General features: G+C 46.0%; 14 protein-coding genes and 1 pseudogene. 2 read left to right on the top strand and 13 right to left on the bottom strand.

Features of this window, described 5'->3' with window-relative positions:
* Positions 1 to 50 precede the first annotated feature (50 nt).
* The 11 genes and pseudogenes from SOHN41_RS10715 to SOHN41_RS10765 all read right to left on the bottom strand — a co-directional run bounded on the left by SOHN41_RS10715 (position 51) and on the right by SOHN41_RS10765 (position 10,726).
* Positions 51 to 914 (bottom strand): co-chaperone YbbN, encoded by an 864-nt coding sequence (locus SOHN41_RS10715; protein ID WP_007648734.1) that lies wholly within the window; start codon positions 912 to 914, stop codon positions 51 to 53.
* A 93-nt stretch (positions 915 to 1,007) separates the two neighbouring features.
* Positions 1,008 to 2,921 carry a molecular chaperone HtpG gene (gene htpG / locus SOHN41_RS10720; RefSeq protein WP_007648736.1) on the bottom strand — a complete coding sequence of 638 codons (1,914 nt, stop codon included), beginning with the start codon at positions 2,919 to 2,921 and terminating at the stop codon, positions 1,008 to 1,010.
* Positions 2,922 to 3,134: 213 nt separating this feature from the next.
* Positions 3,135 to 3,734 (bottom strand): recombination mediator RecR, encoded by a 600-nt coding sequence (recR, locus tag SOHN41_RS10725; RefSeq protein ID WP_007648737.1) that lies wholly within the window; start codon positions 3,732 to 3,734, stop codon positions 3,135 to 3,137.
* Positions 3,735 to 3,746: 12 nt separating this feature from the next.
* On the bottom strand, positions 3,747 to 4,076 hold the full coding sequence (locus SOHN41_RS10730; RefSeq protein WP_007648738.1) for a YbaB/EbfC family nucleoid-associated protein: 330 nt from the start codon (positions 4,074 to 4,076) through the stop codon (positions 3,747 to 3,749).
* Between the two features lie 184 nt (positions 4,077 to 4,260).
* Positions 4,261 to 7,046: pseudogene (gene dnaX, locus SOHN41_RS10735) on the bottom strand (DNA polymerase III subunit gamma/tau).
* Between the two features lie 118 nt (positions 7,047 to 7,164).
* Positions 7,165 to 7,716, bottom strand: a complete 552-nt coding sequence (apt, locus tag SOHN41_RS10740; RefSeq protein ID WP_083820769.1) for an adenine phosphoribosyltransferase — start codon at positions 7,714 to 7,716, stop codon at positions 7,165 to 7,167.
* 230 nt (positions 7,717 to 7,946) lie between these two features.
* On the bottom strand, positions 7,947 to 8,312 hold the full coding sequence (locus tag SOHN41_RS10745; RefSeq protein WP_007648745.1) for a YbaN family protein: 366 nt from the start codon (positions 8,310 to 8,312) through the stop codon (positions 7,947 to 7,949).
* 80 nt (positions 8,313 to 8,392) lie between these two features.
* Complete coding sequence (locus SOHN41_RS20520) at positions 8,393 to 8,515, bottom strand: hypothetical protein (RefSeq protein ID WP_007648750.1); 123 nt, start codon at positions 8,513 to 8,515, stop codon at positions 8,393 to 8,395.
* A gap of 152 nt (positions 8,516 to 8,667) precedes the next feature.
* A complete protein-coding gene (locus SOHN41_RS10755) occupies positions 8,668 to 9,411 on the bottom strand; it encodes a DNA-binding domain-containing protein (protein WP_007648753.1) in 744 nt (247 codons plus the stop codon).
* On the bottom strand, positions 9,411 to 10,253 hold the full coding sequence (locus tag SOHN41_RS10760; RefSeq protein ID WP_037458867.1) for a DUF692 domain-containing protein: 843 nt from the start codon (positions 10,251 to 10,253) through the stop codon (positions 9,411 to 9,413). Before SOHN41_RS10760 ends, SOHN41_RS10755 begins: the two co-directional genes overlap by 1 nt.
* Positions 10,254 to 10,363: 110 nt before the next feature.
* Complete coding sequence (locus SOHN41_RS10765; RefSeq protein ID WP_007648755.1) at positions 10,364 to 10,726, bottom strand: hypothetical protein; 363 nt, start codon at positions 10,724 to 10,726, stop codon at positions 10,364 to 10,366.
* Between the two features lie 281 nt (positions 10,727 to 11,007).
* Between SOHN41_RS10765 and SOHN41_RS10770 the strand changes: the two genes are divergently transcribed.
* Both SOHN41_RS10770 and SOHN41_RS10775 read left to right on the top strand, forming a co-directional pair.
* A complete protein-coding gene (locus SOHN41_RS10770; RefSeq protein ID WP_037458869.1) occupies positions 11,008 to 11,955 on the top strand; it encodes a tRNA-dihydrouridine synthase in 948 nt (315 codons plus the stop codon).
* A gap of 141 nt (positions 11,956 to 12,096) precedes the next feature.
* Positions 12,097 to 12,456, top strand: a complete 360-nt coding sequence (locus SOHN41_RS10775; protein ID WP_007648759.1) for a TraR/DksA family transcriptional regulator — start codon at positions 12,097 to 12,099, stop codon at positions 12,454 to 12,456.
* Positions 12,457 to 12,550: 94 nt separating this feature from the next.
* On the opposite strand, the gene SOHN41_RS10780 is transcribed toward SOHN41_RS10775, so the two are convergent.
* Together SOHN41_RS10780 and ushA are read right to left on the bottom strand one after the other, a co-directional pair.
* Complete coding sequence (locus SOHN41_RS10780) at positions 12,551 to 15,211, bottom strand: TonB-dependent receptor (protein ID WP_007648761.1); 2,661 nt, start codon at positions 15,209 to 15,211, stop codon at positions 12,551 to 12,553.
* Positions 15,212 to 15,561: 350 nt separating this feature from the next.
* Positions 15,562 to 17,283: a bifunctional UDP-sugar hydrolase/5'-nucleotidase UshA gene (ushA, locus tag SOHN41_RS10785; protein ID WP_007648762.1), complete on the bottom strand. Its 1,722-nt coding sequence runs from the start codon at positions 17,281 to 17,283 to the stop codon at positions 15,562 to 15,564.
* Positions 17,284 to 17,568 lie beyond the last annotated feature (285 nt).

Raw genomic sequence — 17,568 nt, forward strand, 5'->3', positions numbered from 1 at the left:
TTAGCCTCAGAAAGTGCAAATAAACTGCGGATCATCGGCAATTTTACGCATTAATAGAGCAAGGTATAGAGCTTACGGCGATATTGGTTAGCTAAGGCATTGCCTTGGCCAAGCGCGGTTAAAATCTCCATAAACACTTGTTTTACAGTGCCATTTTCAGCCCCAAGATCCTTACTGATCACACTGAATAACAGCGCTAATGCTTCCTCATCTCGGTGGGCTGAATGGAGTGCCCTGCTTAACTCGAGTAATAGCACTAAATCCTGTGGATGTTGCTCAAATTTTTGCTGTAGATCGCGAATTTCTGGCGTATCCGCGGCATCTAAGGCAAGGGTTAATTTTGCCTTTAAGCTCTGATAATAACCGTCTTGATCCGCAAGCCCGATTTGCTCGAGTAAGGCTTGTGCTTGGGCAAGTTCACCCTGCATCAAGTACACATCGGCAAGCACTAAGCTCACCTCACCCGCATGGTTTGAGGTGCTATAGGCATCTTTGAGTAACACGGCGGCCGTGGCTAAATCGTCACTTGAAACTTGGCTTAAGGCCAATAAGGCTTTAGCTTGCTCAAGCTGCAGTTGCCACAATGGCGGCAGGTGTTTCTCCAGCATGGCATTCACCTGTGACGCCTCCTGCATTCCAGCAAAACCGTCGATCGGTTGGCCTTTATCCAGAACTAAGGTGGTGGGTAAGCTTTGAATACGGAAATAATTGGCAATTTCCAGTTCAGTTTCGCAGTTCACTTTAGCCAGCACAAAACGCCCAGCATGTTGCAACGCAAGTTGTTCTAGCGTCTGCACCAGAGTCACACTTTGTGCTTGAGACTGCGCCCAAAATGCTAACACCACGATCTGTTGCATCGAAGCATCAACCACTTGCTGGATATTGTCTTTAGTCAGATCGAGGATATTGTCCATGATGTTCCCTTAATATCAAAAGCATCTAACGTTGAAATAAGTGCTAAAAAATAAGGCCCATAGAGTATAGAAATCTATGGGCCCAAACACCTTTTACTTCAAATTCGCCAGTAACATTTGGTTCATCAGCTTAATAAAGGCCGATGGATCCGCAAGGCTGCCCTTTTCCGATAACTGCGCCTGTTGCAACAATAGGTTAGACCAATCTGCAAAGGCGGCTTCATCCTGAAGATCATTCAAACGCGACACTAATGGGTGCGCGGGATTGATCTCAAACGTCGGCTTAACCTCTGGCACAGGCTGCCCAGCCGCCTGCATCAATTTGATCATCTGGGTCGACATTTCGCCTTCCCCGGTCACCACACAGGCTGGGGTGTCGGTTAAGCGTGAGGTGACTTTCACATCGGCCACACTTGCACCTAATGCCGCTTTAATGCGCTCAATCAGAGGTGCAGATTCCTCGGCAAGTTTCTCCTGCGCTTCCTTCTCGGCCGCATCTTCAAGCTCACCTAATTCCAGCTCGCCACGGGTCACTGAATGCAGTTGTTTCTCTTTGTATTCAGTTAAATGGTTGATTAACCATTCGTCGATACGTTCTGACATCAATAGGACTTCGATGCCTTTCTTACGCAGCAGTTCTAAGTGTGGGCTGTTGGCCGCCGCTTCGTGGCTGTCGGCAACGATATAGTAAATCTTGCTTTGGCCTTCCTTCATGCGACTGATGTAGTCATCGAGTGATACTGTCGGTGCCGCGCTGCCCGTATGGGTAGACGCAAAACGCAGTAAACCCGCGATACGCTCACGATTTGCAAAGTCTTCCGCTGGACCTTCCTTCAACACTTGGCCAAATTCGGCCCAGAATTTTTGATATTTTTCCGCATCGTCCTTCGCCAGTTTTTCCAGCATACCGAGCACGCGCTTAGTAATACCGGTACGCATTGCTTTGGTGATGTGGTTGTCCTGCAAAATTTCACGGGAGACGTTTAGCGGCAGATCGTTCGAGTCAATCAACCCCTGCACAAAGCGCAGGTAAGATGGCATAAACTGCTCGGCATCGTCCATAATAAACACGCGCTGAACAAAGAGCTTTAGGCCATGTTTACGGTCGCGGTTCCACATGTCCCAGGGCGCTTTTGCAGGGATATACAAGAGGTTAGTATATTCTTGTTTACCTTCTACGCGGTTGTGGCTCCACAATAATGCGTCTGTGTAGTCGTGGGAAATATGCTTATAGAACTCTTGATATTCTTCGTCGCTGATCTCAGATTTATTGCGCATCCACAGGGCGGTCGCCTTGTTCATGACTTTCCAGTAACCCTCGGTCGCCGGAATTTTTTCACCGTCTGGGCCATCACGCTCTGGGGTACCTTCCTGCCACATTTCAACGGGCACTGAAATATGATCCGAGTATTTAGTGATGATCGAGCGCAGACGCCAATCGTCGGCAAATTCTTTTTCTTCATCACGTAGGTGCAGGGTGATTTCTGTACCACGGCCCGCCTTAGTGATGGTTTCGACGGTGAAGCTGCCCTCACCTTCGGATTCCCACAGCACGGCTTCATCGGCCTTATGGCCTGCCGCACGGGTGCGGACTGTGACTTTTTTCGCTACGATAAAGGCCGAGTAGAAGCCCACACCGAACTGACCGATGAGTTGCGAATCCTTCGAGGCTTCGCCTGAGAGGTTTTTGAAGAATTCGGCGGTGCCCGATTTGGCGATCGTGCCTAAATGCTCAATCACGCCATCACGGGTCATACCCACACCGTTATCTTCGATGGTCACAGTACCTTTGTCTTTATCAGCACTGATGCGCACCCGCAGCTCACCGTCACCTTCGTATAATGCGTCATTGGTCAACGCGAGGTAACGCAGCTTATCGGCCGCATCCGCAGCGTTGGAGACCAGTTCACGCAAGAAAATTTCTTTGTTGGAATACAAAGAATGGATCATCAAATGCAACAGCTGTTTGACTTCAGTTTGAAAACCATGAGTTTCTTGTTGTGACATGAAATTTTCCTTATTTGTTACGCAATTTGCTAAAAATAACGCTCAGTGTTTACTTAAATGGGGCTGCAAATTGGCTTTTCAAGGGCAAGGGATAAAACGAGTCGTGAATGGTGAAAAATAAGGCATTTTGAAGGGCGTAACAGGCAAATAAAAACCCGCACAAGCTGTACAGGGCGGGTTTGAAAAACAATGATCTTTTTGATAAACCGTCAGTTACAACGGCAAGCGGCCATTAAAGGACAGTGCCAAGGTTGTGCTATCCACATATTCCAACTCACCGCCAACGGGAACGCCGTGGGCGATACGGCTAATCATCACCCTATGGCGCCTGGCCATATCGGCGATAAAATGTGCCGTTGCCTCCCCTTCAACCGTGGGGTTAGTGGCGAGGATCAGCTCAGAAACATCCCCCGAGGCTAAGTGACGTTCGAGTAAGGCAAGCCCTAACTCGTCTGGCCCTACACCATCGAGGGGAGACAAATGACCTAGCAATACAAAATAGCGACCACTGAAATGTCCACCCGCCTCAATGGCTAACACATCTGCTGGGGTTTCAACCACACAGATAGTGGAAGACGTCCCGCGCTTATGGCTTGCACAAATGGGGCACAGAGTCTCTTCAGTATAGGTTCGGCAGGACTGACAATGGCCGATATCGCTCATGGCACTGGACAGCGCCGAGGCTAATTTAAGCCCGGCTTTTCTATCGCGCTCAAGCAACTGAAACGCCATACGTTGTGCCGACTTAGGCCCAACCCCAGGTAAACAACGCAGGGACTGAATTAACTCGTCAAGCAGTGGACTAAATTTCATTGTTTATCTCAGTTAAAACGGCATTTTCATGCCTGGTGGTAATTGCATACCGCCAGTGACTTCAGCCATTTTTGCTTTTTGATTCTCTTCGATTCGACGGGCAGCATCGTTACACGCCGCAGCAATCAAATCTTCTAGCATTTCTTTATCGTCTTCCATCAAACTTGGGTCGATTTCAACTTTACGCACTGTGTGCGCGCCCGTCATAGTAACTTTAACCAGACCGGCACCCGATTCACCAACCATTTCCATGCGGGCAATTTCTTCCTGCATTTTCGCCATTTTTTCTTGCATCATCTGGGCTTGTTTCATCAGATTGCCCATACCGCCTTTTCCAAACATAGTCATTTCTCTTCTATTAGGGTGAGTCGCAAGCTTTAAAGCTGGCTAATCTTACTGAAATAAATAGGATTGGCAATCTATGCCGTTATCCCGTTAATAAACTTATGATCTTGATACGCAGTTTTAGACATAATCCAAGCTAATCACGCGCCATAGCATTCGCTTGATGGCTGAAGTACCGACATCACTTAGACTCGGGCAATGCTTGGATCTGCTGACTGCGTTGGTTTAACAGTTCAGGTGGATACACTAAAGTATCGGTATCAAGCTCCGCGCCAAGACGCTGAATAAGCCATTGAACATTATCGTCTTTAATTAAGGATTGCTGCGCCTGTTGCAATAATTCTTGGTGGAAACGCTTACGCAATTCGAGTGGTGTTTCCCGCTTTGGATCGCTTCCTATGACCACTTGTACCCGCCTTGGGTTCCCAAGCGTCGAGGTAAGTGCCTGTTCAAGTTGTTCTATGGCGATATCGGCCGCTAAATGCTTCTGATCGGGTTTTAACAGTAATGGCAAGGGATCTTCGAGTGCCTGACACACAGAATTCACCGCCAATTGGCGAACGCGGCCGCCCACCTCTAAACTCGCCATTAATTTATACCAGTGCAAATCCAGCGGATCACCGCTAATAGGTTCAGCCACACTGAGCCCCGTTTCAGGGCTGCCAGCGGTATTTGCCTCCATGATAAGGGCTTGAGCTGGCAGCGTTTTGACCGCATTCTCCCTTTGCAAAGGCGGCTGAACACTGACTTCAACGGGTAAGCATGACTCAACCTCAGTGCTGACCGTCGCTGCGGGTGCCTCTTCCCAAGGTGGACGATCGTTAGTCTCTAGCTGGACCTTTGCGGATGCACTCGGCCTATTATCACGACCAAGCTCATCGACACTAGCCCCATCATAATCAGCCTCATCATAATCAGCCCCATCATAATCAACCGTTAATTCAGAAATGGGTATTATCGATGACGTTTGCTGGGGGCTCAATACGGGCCGAGAACCAACACTAGGGTTAGCTGCACTCTTACCGACGGCGGGTATTTTCAGCTTTTGATCTAGTGATGGCTTTTTTTCATCACCGTCCTTAGCACTCAAGGCATCGAGATCTGACAGAAGCGAGTCCCGCGCAGCGAGCACCGCCGATAAAATATCGTCATCCTCGAGGGATACGGTCGCGGTTGGATTGGGATGATTTTGTGCCCCTAATTGCTGGCCTGCCGAACTAGATACAGGGGATTGCTGCGTTTGAGTGGTTGAACTCGCCTCTGGCACAGCCGTGTTTTCCAGCCCTAGTCCCGAGTCATCACCACACAAAAATTGAGCATAATCATCTTGATAAGCATCCAGTAGTGCGGGATCTTCGGCATAATGTTCATATTCACCGTAGGCGTAATCGAGCGGGCCGTTATCTGCAGAGATAGGGATCTCTGGACTCGTGGCGCTATCTGCATCTGTGCTATCGGTCTTGTCATCACCCAACCCAACAGGCTGAACGTCGACGCTAGGTAAGGTGTTGGTGGGTAAGTCTTGTGTTGCTAATGTCAACGCCGTAGCCACATCAGACCGTTCGATTTTCGGACTAAATCCCTGACTCTGCGCTTGGCTGATGATCAGCGACTGCTCCGCGACTAGTGCCGCATTGAGGGCTGCATCGGACCGAACTTCATCGGCAACAACTCCAGTTTGAGGAGCCACCGCAGTTTGAGGGGCAATGAATTCAGCGACGGCGGGCTCAACTACAATGGGCTCTGCTACGGCGGACTCAATTAATGCTGTTTTTTTTCAGCCATTGTTTCAGCCACAGGGACGGCAGCCACAGTCGATATCGGGGTTTGCCCCGAAGGCAGACTCACCTCAGCAGGTGTATCGACTTGCCAGCGTTTAACATTTTTTTCAGGCACAAAGGCAACGGCGCGCAGTAATGCCATTTCCAGACCCGATTTAGGATCCGGTGCATAGGGTAAATCCCTGCGTCCGGTTAATAGAATTTGGTAGTACAACTGCACTTGCTCTGGGGCCAGTTGCTCGGCAAAGGCGCGAATTTGCGCACTGTATAAGGATTGCTGGGCCGCAGCGGGGGCAAATTGCGTTAAGGTGATCTGGTGTAATAACTCGAGCAAACTGCGCAGCACTTCTTGGGCATCCGCACCATAGGCGAGCACTTGACCACAGGTTTGCATTAGCACGCCAATATCGGCATCGGTTAAAGCTTTCAGTAAGGCCACCACATGCTGCTCATCAATACTGCCGAGCATGGTCTGCACTTGTTTAAGCATCACAGTGCCACCACCAAAGGCAATGGCCTGATCCGTTAAGCTCAATGCATCCCGCATACTGCCATTGGCAGCTTTGGCAAGGAGTGTTAACGCTTCAGACTCGAAGGGCAGTTGCTCTTGGGTCAAGATATGATTGAGTTGAGTGCCAATTTCCTGCTGGGTCAAACTTTTTAAATTAAATTGCAAACAGCGGGATAAGACAGTCACAGGCAGTTTCTGTGGATCAGTTGTCGCCAGAAGAAATTTAACGTGCTCGGGGGGTTCTTCTAAGGTTTTTAGCAGTGCGTTAAAACTGCTGCGCGATAGCATATGCACTTCGTCGATAAGATAAACCTTAAAACGACCACGGGTCGGACGATATTGCACATTGTCTAATAACTCGCGGGTGTCATCGACCTTAGTGCGGGAGGCGGCATCGACTTCGATCAGATCGACAAACCGACCCTGGGCAATCTCAACACAACTACCACAGACGCCGCAGGGTGTTGCAGTGACACCTTGTTCGCAATTTAAACCTTTGGCAAAGAGTCGCGCTAAGCTGGTTTTACCCACGCCCCGAGTCCCTGTAAACAGGTAGGCATGGTGTAAACGCTGCTGACTTAACGCATTGGTTAAAGCATGCAATACATGGCTTTGACCAACCATTTGTTCAAATGTGGCAGGGCGCCATTTTCTGGCTAACACCTGATATGACATGGAACTCCCCAGAGTGTGTGATACAAAAATGGGAGCGTGCGCCCCGGGAACTTTGAAAGATAACATGTCATGGTGTGACATGCTATTAAACTATCCCAAGGCGCCTTTGGCTGAAGAATTATTCGCCTTCAAACTCACAAAGTTTAACCAACTCAAGCCCTAATGCCGTTAAACGGTGCTCGCCACCTAAGTCAGGTAAGGAGATCACAAAGGCAGCATCCTTCACTTCTCCCCCCAGTTGACGGATAAGCTTAACCGTCGCTTCTATGGTGCCGCCCGTTGCCAGTAAATCGTCAACGACTAATACTTTATCATTGGCAACAATGGCATCAATGTGGATTTCTAAACTATCGTGCCCATATTCAAGCTCATAGCTTTGGCTAATGGTTGCACGGGGCAACTTGCCCGGTTTACGAACTGGCACAAAACCAACCCCTAGCTCTAGGGCTAATGGCGCGCCAAATAAGAAACCGCGGGCTTCGGTACCAACAATTTTGGTAAAACCTTTGCCACGGTAATGCTCAACCAACAGATCGATAGTCGCCTTATAGGCTACGGCATTCTCAAGCAAACTAGTGACATCACGAAATAGGATCCCTTCCTTAGGATAATTCGGAATCGTTTTAATGCTTTGCTTTATCAAGGATAAGGTTTCTGTATTCATAGCCATCATATTTACTTAATAAGTTACTTAATCTGTTCGCCAATACTGACGGTAAAAACAAAACGTCCACATCGAGTGTGGACGAGCGTTGAAAAGTCACACAAAGCTTATGCCGCTTTGATTTGAGTTGCAACAGGCACTGCGCTCAAGTGATGAATTGGTTATCAATTTGTGCCTTAGATCAAACCCTATTCACACAAGGTAAAACTCATCACAAAAGGGCCACGCACGAGCCATTATTCAATTTCAGGAATACGGCTAAGATACCAGAGTAAAAGCAAGGCCATGGTAAATAATAGTCCCTTTACCCACAGGAGTGGTACCAGCACAATACTGAGGCTAAAACTGAGGGCACTTAGCATCATGGCTTTTCGCTTCAATCCCTTGCGTATTGCTCCTTGCTGCTGCCATTGGGTCAATGCATCGGCAAACCATGGATGTGCCATCAGCCAGTTGTGCAGACGTTCACTCGAGCGAGCAAAACAAAAGGCGGCAAGCAAAATAAATGGCACCGTCGGTAATAGGGGCAGCACAATACCGAGTAGCCCTAGGGCTAAAGCCGTTAATCCCACGACTAAAAATAATCCGCGCCTCAATACCATAAGCCGATAATGCCCTTATCTAAAAAACAAAAGCCACTCAAAGAGTGGCAATTGTATATCAACTCGAGCTTAAATCCTGCTTAAATTAAACCTACGTGTTTTAACCAAGTCAGGCTTGCTGGCAGTGTCGGCAACAATAAGACTAAAATAAAACCAATAAAATACATAAAGTTAAATGGGTCTTTAAATGGCTGACTACTCATTACAGCTCCTCAAGTATGGGCAAGTATTAGTGTACGGGATCCTACAGTGATGAAGATCACAAAACGGGCGACATTGTAGCGGTTTGTCAAATCAACAAAAACCCTTTTTATGTAAGGTTATTGCATTTATTTTGATGATTTATACCACCTTATTAGTGCCGACCACGTACTATGCCTTTTATTGCCAATTGCTCGAGTAGATCTAAACATCCTTTTGCAAGTACCTCCTGCGCCATCTGCGGATAAGTGGTTGTTAACCATTTGAGTATGTCATTAAACATCACCTTCCCTCGCTCAACTATATAGGCCAAGACCTGGGCACTCAGGGGAGTTAATTGCAGAAAACACACTTCCCCATCCTTGTCTTGATAGAGGCAAAAGAATACGGGTGTATCGAGCGCTTTCTCAGGGCGATAGTCTTGGCGTATATGTTGTACGGGAAAATGATACTGTGCCACCCTCGCCGTTGCAGCTAAACACAGGGGAATATGGGAGATTTGTTCTGCCAGGATAGGCTGCTCATCGCTTTTTTGCTGGGCAACGGCCACCACTAATTCGAGCCATTCATAGTGGGCCAGTTCTAGCATAAACGGAGGGTCGTTATCCTTGGGTTGATATTCCTGTTGCAGGAAATGTAAAAACTCCCCAGCAATATCGATAAAAATCGGCGATTGACAATCATGCTGACTAAAAAATGCCTGTACTAATGCCTGCCAATCTTTCTCTGAGTACACAGTCTTAAGCACCGGAAACGCATTAGAGACAAACCCCATCACATTATTAAAAAACAATTCACGGTAAACCTGCATCCTTTCAAGGGGCACACCTGCGGGCAATGGCTTTTCGGGATCACGGATATAATCAATAAAGGATTGCTGTACTTGTTTAAAATCCATTAGGCCATCCTCCGAGTGGACGTAAGTTTAAGAGCCTCCCTTTGATAATCATGGATTTGGGTCATTTCCCTGAGCAATTGCGCCGTACTTGGCAAATTAAAGTCCCGTTCGAGTAAGGTTGGAAATACACCATGCTGGGCATAGCACGCTTTAAGCAACGTCCATACAGGGTCATTGATGTCTGCACCATGGGTATCAATAAGCAGATCTTCGGCCTGTTGGTAATGACCTGCAATATGCAGATAAGCAATACGATCACTTGGCATGGCCCTTAAAAAGGCATTCGCATCGTAACGATGATTTATCGAATTCACGTAAATATTATTAACATCTAACAGTAGCTTACAGTCAGCCTCTTCGAGCACTGCCGTTACAAATTCCTGCTCACTCATTTGTGCGCTCGGCTCCGCGTAAAAGGAGACATTTTCGAGGATAAGCGGTCGCTCTATAATATCCTCCACTTGTTTTACCCGAGAGGCCACATGCTTAACCGCCTCGTCGGTAAAAGGGATCGGCATCAGATCGTACATATGACCTTGGCCAGAGCAGTAACTTAAGTGTTCGGAATAGATTTGAATTTGATGTAGGTCCATAAAAGCTTTGATACGGCGTACAAAGTCGACATCTAAAGGCGCTGGGCTACCTATGGATAAACTCAAACCATGGCAATAAAACTCATGCTGCTCCGTTAGCTGGCGAAATTGCCGACCGTATTTGCCGCCGAGAGTCATCCAGTTTTCTGGGGCGACCTCGAAAAAATGGATCTCACTGGGGACATGCTGGCAAAACTCATCGAGCATTTCTCGCCGTAAACCTAATCCAACCAATCCATGATTTTGCATTTACCCCCCCCTTTCACCAGATGCACCCATTAAGGGAAATCGCTAAACAAAGGCCAGCATAAGCTGGCCACGTCTCTCAAGCGCGAGATGAATAAGCGCGACTTGATCGCTTATTTCATTTCTTTTTTGACGGCTTCGGTCTTTGCTTCTACTTTATCGGCCGCTTTTTTCATATCCGCGCCACATTTAGCTTCACCACATTTGCCTTCATGGGCCTTATCGGCGGCTTTTTTCATATCGGCGCCACATTTAGCTTCACCACATTTGCCTTCTTTGGCTTTCTCTGCTGCCGCTTTCTTCATGTCTGCGCCACATTTTGCCTCACCACACTTACCTTCCGAGCCCACAATTTGATAACCCGTATCCATGGCTTCAAATCCAAACGGATTGGTTTGCGCATTGACGGCAAAAGCAGAACCCACAACCACAGTACCGAGTGCAACTGCTACCGCTGCTTTTTTAACTGAATTCATATCCGATCCCTTCTTGTTTATTGATAAATAGTGACCAACAACAGCTTGAGTCGCTGGCTTATAGCAAAAGACCTGCGCCGTTTCGATTCTATTGCAAAAAATATCACTAAATCACAGAAATAATCAAAATATCCTGCTAGGTAAGAGATTTATTGGCCATATTCGGTTTTGCACTATAGGCATTCTGGTTAATGTCAGACGGGTTAACGCCAGCACTTTGTAACTCTGGAGCGATAGGGTAGAATGCACGCCCTTTGAGAATTGATACGGGTTAACTGGCTGTGCGAGTGATTTTGGCTCCAATGGAAGGCGTAGTAGACGATTTGATGCGTGACATCCTATCGACTATCAATCCCTATGATTTGCTGGTCACTGAATTCGTTCGAGTGGTTGACCAACTGCTGCCTGAAAAAGTTTTTCTCAAACTCTGCCCTGAACTACTCAATGGTGGCAAAACACCTTCGGGAACCCCGGTGCGAGTGCAGTTGCTTGGGCAAGAGCCCCAATGCATGGGTGACAATGCCCTTCGTGCGATTGAACTCGGCTCCCACGGTGTGGACGCGAATTTTGGCTGCCCAGCCAAAATGGTCAACCGCAGCAAAGGGGGGGCCGTTTTATTGCAATACCCCGATAGTATTCACGATATTGTCCGCGCTATGCGCCAAGCCGTCCCAAGCGAGCAACCTGTTACGGCTAAGATCCGTTTAGGCTATGAGGATAAGTCGCTATTTATGGAAAATGCCCTCGCCGTTTATGAGGCCGGTGCAACCGAACTGGCGATTCATGCTCGCAGCAAAGTCGATGGTTATAAACCGCCAGCCTATTGGGAATACATTACCGAGGTGAGGAAACGTCTGCCTATCCCCGTGATTGCTAACGGGGAAATTTGGAATAGTGACGATGCCAAACGTTGCATCGCGGTAACGGGCTGCGACAGTATCATGATAGGCCGCGGCGCGATTTCGCTGCCCAATTTAGCCGATACCATCAAAACCGGTGCCACGCCTTACACTTGGGCCCAAACATTAGGCTTGATGCTAAGTTATACCCAAAGGGAGCTTAGCGGCCGTAAGAGCGATTATTATCCCGCTCGGATTAAACAATGGTTCAGCTATCTCAATCGCCAATATCCCGAAGCAGATACCCTCTTTAGGGAACTGAGGATCTATAAAACGACCGAAGAAATAGTGCGAGTGTTAGAAAGAACGCAAGGGATGCTGCAGCAATAATCCAATATAAATGAACTACTTTTTTGTTTTAAATGGCTCAACAACACGAAAAATCGCGCTGATACTTGATCTTCATCATAGTCGTTGATAGTGAAACTATTAGACTAAACGCCTAGAGTCAGATAAAACAGGCGATTTTACGTGAGCACCATCCATATCAGACAAGAATTGTCAGAGCTTGAAGCGAGTCTAAGGAAAGAAATCGGCGTGCATCCCGAGTTTCTCGATGTGCTAGGGGCACATTTTTCCAACCTAAGTTTGGGTGAGTTGATCGATAAATTAGCCCTAACGCCTTTGGCTGAGCATTCACTCTTTTGCCGTTTAAATAAACTCGATGCCGCCTTCTGCCAACTTGACTTAGGACTCTACGGTCTCTGCTCAGACTGTGAGGCTGAAATTGAATCGGGGCGTTTAAACCAAGATCCGACCGAACAGCGTTGCAGTGCGTGTGCCGAACACTACTTACATGAGCACCGCCACGAATTACGTCTCACCCATTGAGTGGGCCCAGTTTCAGCCATTCGCGGGATGCTTTTCCATAAAAGCAAAAAAACCTCCGCAAGCGGAGGTTTGAGTTATCCAGGGAGGGGATAACTTAAAACTTCTGGTTTATTCTCAGGTAGTAAGTACGACCTAACACATCATATAAACCCACGTTCACATCACGATAGTCCGCATAGGTATAGTAATTGGGGGCATCGGCATCAAACGCATTATTCACCCCTACAGTGATAGAGCCGTTGTAGGCATGGTTATAGGCAAATTGAATATTGTGTTTAAAGTAATTTGAATAATCGATGTAACGATCGGTCTCTTCTAACTCATTGAAATAACTTGCTGATTGACTACCGATATAAACAACTGTCCATGCGGCAGAGAAATCATCGTATTTCCAACTCGTCACGAAATTACCGCGCCAATCCGGTGAATCTGTCGTTCCTGCATAATCGATCATCTCTGCTTCGGCATTATCTTGCTTCTTGAAATCGAGCACATGGGTCAAATCCAATTTGAAATTGAAATCACCAAAACCCGTCTCTAAGTTATAGGCAGTGACAAAATCAATACCCGAGGTTTCCACCGTGGCTAAGTTACGAACCCCCGCCTCAATATACTCAATCTTGCCATCTGGTCCACGGGTCACATAGGGAGATGATCCATTCTTGATTTCATCACGCAGGATATCGTCAACTTCTACCGACTCAATTTTATTGTCGTAGGAAATTGAATAATAAGATAACTCTAGGTTCCAAGCGTCAGTAACGTTCCACACACCGCCTAGGGTTAACGAGTTCCCCTCCTCCGCCTCTAAGTTTGGGTTGCCGCCGTACCAGGTTTTATGTTGGTTATTGGTGGCGCAATATATGGCATCCACATTACCAGGCTCATTACACCATAGGGAATCAACCGCCTTCTCAAAACTCAAGGATTGAGACGAGAACATTTCACTCATATTCGGCGCACGGAATGAGTCGCCATAACTGGCACGCAGTAATAAGCTATCCACAGGGCGCCAGCTTAAACCCAATTTAGGGACGACTGCATCGAAGGTCGATGTATTTACGACTTGTCCCTCTGGCCCACTAAGAGTGCCTTCCTGCTCATAACGCTCGTAACGAACGGCGGCCGATAACTCGACATTGGCAGGTAAGCCCACTTGGAATTCCAAATAAGCGGCACTGCGGTCACGCGTGGCATCAACATCATCGCCACCCGAACCTCCAGAGATAATCCCCGCAGCCGACTCAGGATCACTGGTTTGCTTGAATTTGATCATCTCATATTCAAGGCCGCCTACCATAGCGACCGAAAAATCGCCATCATCCACGAGTAAGGTTGAAGCGAGTCCATCAAATTGGGTACTTTCAAATTTACCTTGATACACCCCAGTATGCGCAGCGTTACGATACAACTCTGTCATTTGTTGATCCCACTGCTCGTAACTCATTCCAGAGGTATTGAAGATATCATATTCCTCCGAATCAATTTCTTGCTGAATGATCTCATCGTTGACCAAATTATAATTAAATGAATTTGTTGTCGACGTTGAATGTTGAGCATTTAACTCCCAATCGAGACCATTACCAATATCAATCGTCCCAACAAAGCCGCCTAAAATATCAAAGTTATTTGTTTCAGTTAATGTATCGCGTTCGCCTATTTGAGCAGAACGCATATAGAGGGTCATATCCTCACCAGTGGGGTTAAATTTATTATCTGCGGCCATCACAGGATAATTTGTTGATACTGGTGTTCCCGCATAACGGGTTTCAGTTTCAGCAAGTGAAGCTGAAGCTCGACCTCTAAACTGAATATTATCTGAAATTTCGTAGGAAAAATTGGAGAGCACTGAATTACGAGTTTGGTCGCCAAATAATTTAGTGACATTGCCATGATTATATAAACAGCGACCATTGTTACTGCCATCAGTGCTGTCTACTGTATTTTCGGCTTGCTCACAAATATCCGAATTGCTATACCAGCCCGAAGTAGAACTACCATTAGGAACCGAACTAAAACTACTATAAGCCGAATAGCTAGGATCATCCATATTCCAAATATCGCGGTCCATTACGGCTTTAGTATCATAATACTCATAGGTTAAAGTGATATTGCCTTTATCAGTATTATACCCTGTGGCAATCGATAAACGGTTGGCATCGCCACCTTCGACACTTGGTTGCTCAGTACTGTAATCGAGTTGAAACCCTTCGAACTCTTTCTTAGTGATAATGTTTATCACGCCTGCAACCGCATCGGAACCATATACCGCCGACGCGCCATCTCGCAGGATTTCAATACGCTCAACAATAGCCATTGGGATTGAAGATGTATCCGCTACCGAGCCAGAGCTTGAACTGGTGCCGGGCATACGGCGTCCATCTAATAACACTAATGTCGCAGAAGATCCTAAGCCACGTAAATTGACATTACTGGTAGAACTCGCACCAGAACCATATCCTGAAATACCACGCCAAGACCCAAAACTGTTTATCGCAGAATTATTCAAAACATCTGCAACGGTTTTTTCACCTGTCATGGCAATATCGGCAGCATTAATCACAGTTACGGGTGAAACAGTTTCCATATCGACTTGTTTAATTCGTGAACCTGTTACTTCAATACGCTCTACTTTTGAATTTTCTTCAGCCGCATATCCTGCTGAAGAATATCCCAATCCAGACAAAACCCCTGTTGTTGCAATTGTCATTAAACTTGTTCGAACAGCTTTCGCCGTAAGGGTTAAATAACGCATCTATCTCTCCTTCAGATTTATATTAAAAATCTATCGTTGTTATTTTTATATTGATACAGCAAGCACATCCTTGCTGTAGAGATAGTGTTAATTAAGCAATTTTTAGTCAACAACTAAAAACAACAAACAGTACAATTAAAACAATTTGATACATGGCAAGATGTACAATCCGATACAATGCAATTTATTTGTTACTAGCAATTTAAATATCGTTAAAACACTCATTTTAATAAACAAATAATTCAACATGTATCATTAAAATATAAATAGCAGAAAATTTGATAGCAAAAAATAAAAATGCCACTCGAATGAGTGGCATTGAGATTTACCTATGTAATATAAATTCAGCGTTAGAGCTTACAACCTTCAACACTAGAAGAGTTTTCATAAACTATATCACCGACTGGGTTATAATCTGCCGCAACAATCGCTTGCTTCTCTTTCAAGAAAGAATACAACAAGTCAGCGTCCACATAACCCGTTTGGATTGGGCTTGTCAGTTTTGGATAACCATCACCGCCCGCAGCATTGAAGCTAGGTACAGTGAATTTGTAGTTTCCTGCTGGGCTAAAATCTTGGCCATTGATCTCACTGATATTGGCTGTCTTGGCCACACAGTCGATGGTCATTTTCACCCCAGTGATTTGTGCATAACCGCCAGAACCAATTTGGATACTGCCCACAGCCCCTAAGTATGCCGCCACTTCAGTACCGGTCATTTCGTTCAGGGTGACCATATTACCAAATGGTTGTACCGTTAAAACGTCACGGTAAGTAATGTTGCCTGGCTGAATCGATGCACGCACACCGCCAGAGTTCATCACCCCAAAATCGGCGAACACTTTGCCGCTTTGCGCCATGGCTAACATACGGCCTAAGTTGGTTTGCTTATTACGCACATTGGCACGCTCGCCATCGAGCAATGCATCTGTGGTAGCGATCACTTCGTCTAACTTAGCTTGGCCTTTCTCTTGATAGTAAGACAGTAATTCTTTTAACTCAGCATCCGGCTCAATCTTAGCACCCGCTAAATCAGCCGTTTTCTTACCAGCCTCATCGAGTTTACGCATGTTAACAGGCACAAGCTTATAGCTGGCTAAATGGAGTTCACCATTGAAGTATTCAAAATCCGCACGCCCCACATATTTGCCCCATTCATGGGCCTGCATAATCCACGTACCATTTTGCTGATCCGGTGCACAATCATCGCCAGGTTTGAACGTGGCATAGGCTTTGTTATCAGTACCGGGTTCCATACACACAGGGTTTTGTGAGTGACCACCAATCACAACCTGCAAATCACCTTTGTTTAAAGCACGAGCCATAGCAACATCGCCTGGGGCGTTGCTACCGTTCTGAGCATCGGCGTAGTGACCCATGTGAGTCGTTGCGAAAATAATATCGGCAGATTTTGCGTCTTTAATTTCTTTGATGACTTTAGCCACTTCAGTCTTTGGATCGGTGAAGAGCAAATCGCTAATAAATTCTGGGTTACCAATCTTAGCGGTATCTTCCGTCGTTAAACCAATAACAGCCACTTTTAGACCGTTAATATCAAAAATCTTATAGGCTTCAAAATAACGCTCGCCTTGAGTACCATCAGTATTTTTACGATAAATGTTTGCAGCCAGCATAGGGAATTCAGCAAGACGGCGCTGCATATCTACAACAGATAATGGGTTATCAAACTCATGGTTACCAACCGCCATAGCGTCATAACCAATTTTATTCATCCCTGTAAAATCAGGAATGGCGTCCTGTAAATCCGATTCTGGTACACCGGTATTAATATCACCGCCAGATAACAATAAAGTTTGACCGCCATTCTTACTCACTTCGGCACGAATTTGGTCAATTAACGTTTTACGAGCAGCCATACCATATTCGCCATCACTGTTTTCCCAGAAACGGCCATGGTTATCATTAGTGTGTAATACGGTAAAAGTTTTACAAGCACTGCCCGCTTCGGCACAACTTGTTGGCACTTTAGTGTTGTCATCATCACTATTACAACCTGCGAGAGCTGCGAGAACAGCAGTGGCAACTAATCCTTTAATAAGCTTATTTCTCATTACATCAACCCCTTGATTTTAATTATTTTATCATAGATAAATTGGCGCGAACTCCATCAAGTTCACGCCATGCATAATATCAAAGAATAAAGACGAATTGTGTCATTTTTATTAATAAACGTGACTTTAATGTGGGATTTTGGAATTATTTAAGACACTTTTGTTTCAAATAAAAAATAAGCTAATAGACCTAATTTTAAATATTGAAATATAGGTAACTACCGATAAAAAAAAGCTGGCTAAATCATTCAATATAAACAACTTAGATTTAGCAGAGAGAAAATA

The organism is Shewanella sp. HN-41, assembly GCF_000217915.1.
Taxonomy (GTDB): Bacteria; Pseudomonadota; Gammaproteobacteria; order Enterobacterales; family Shewanellaceae; genus Shewanella.

Coding starts and splice junctions, on each gene's coding strand:
- SOHN41_RS10715 (WP_007648734.1), bottom strand. CDS start 914: ATGGACAATATCCTCGATCTGACTAAAGACAATATCCAGCAAGTGGTT.
- htpG (WP_007648736.1), bottom strand. CDS start 2,921: ATGTCACAACAAGAAACTCATGGTTTTCAAACTGAAGTCAAACAGCTG.
- recR (WP_007648737.1), bottom strand. CDS start 3,734: ATGAAATTTAGTCCACTGCTTGACGAGTTAATTCAGTCCCTGCGTTGT.
- SOHN41_RS10730 (WP_007648738.1), bottom strand. CDS start 4,076: ATGTTTGGAAAAGGCGGTATGGGCAATCTGATGAAACAAGCCCAGATG.
- apt (WP_083820769.1), bottom strand. CDS start 7,716: ATGGCTATGAATACAGAAACCTTATCCTTGATAAAGCAAAGCATTAAA.
- SOHN41_RS10745 (WP_007648745.1), bottom strand. CDS start 8,312: ATGGTATTGAGGCGCGGATTATTTTTAGTCGTGGGATTAACGGCTTTA.
- SOHN41_RS20520 (WP_007648750.1), bottom strand. CDS start 8,515: ATGAGTAGTCAGCCATTTAAAGACCCATTTAACTTTATGTATTTTATT.
- SOHN41_RS10755 (WP_007648753.1), bottom strand. CDS start 9,411: ATGGATTTTAAACAAGTACAGCAATCCTTTATTGATTATATCCGTGAT.
- SOHN41_RS10760 (WP_037458867.1), bottom strand. CDS start 10,253: ATGCAAAATCATGGATTGGTTGGATTAGGTTTACGGCGAGAAATGCTC.
- SOHN41_RS10765 (WP_007648755.1), bottom strand. CDS start 10,726: ATGAATTCAGTTAAAAAAGCAGCGGTAGCAGTTGCACTCGGTACTGTG.
- SOHN41_RS10780 (WP_007648761.1), bottom strand. CDS start 15,211: ATGCGTTATTTAACCCTTACGGCGAAAGCTGTTCGAACAAGTTTAATG.
- ushA (WP_007648762.1), bottom strand. CDS start 17,283: ATGAGAAATAAGCTTATTAAAGGATTAGTTGCCACTGCTGTTCTCGCA.